Consider the following 606-nt stretch of genomic DNA (forward strand, 5'->3'; position numbering starts at 1 on the left):
TAGCAGCAAAAGTAGCTACAGGAGTACCCTCAAATTTCTCGTTTGTAAAAGTTACATCTTTATTGAGCACCAGGATATAGGGGATCTTTTGCAGCTCGGTATTGAGAACCTCATTAAGTTCGGTATTCATGCTGGCTTTCCGGAGAAATGGCGGCTGACTGAATTGCCAGAACATCATAGCACCAATCCCCAGAATGACTACCCCGGTAGTAATAATCCCTAATTTCTTACTTCCTTTCAGAAATCTCACTCCGCGCGGACTTACTTTTCCGTAGAAGTAAAATACCAGGGTAGCCGCAATATGGATCCCAAGGAGCTGAAGTAAAATTCTAAAGAGGCTGCTTAGAACCACCTGCCAGTCCATCATGTATAAACCTGCACCTACAAGTCCAACCGGTGGCGCAAGAGAGGCTGCCACTAAAATACCCACAGCTGCACCGGAAACCAGGCTGTCTCTTTCACTCTGGCAAATATTTAAAGCTCCAGCAAATCCCGAAACCAAAGGCAGCAAAACTGCGAATTTCGATACCTGACTCACTTGCTCCATCAAAGGAGTGAGTGTTTGCAACGGAAATAGAAGCGTCATAAGAAAACTAGCTACAATTC

The 606-nt window shown here is 44.9% G+C and carries 1 protein-coding gene; it reads right to left on the reverse strand.

Going from position 1 to position 606, the window contains the following annotated elements; genetic code table 11:
- The coding region (locus HC175_RS16445) for a DUF389 domain-containing protein (protein ID WP_235942651.1) at window positions 1–586 on the reverse strand (586 nt) is incomplete at its 3' end.
- Window positions 587–606 lie beyond the last annotated feature (20 nt).

It is taken from the genome of Salinimicrobium oceani (genome assembly GCF_012037645.1).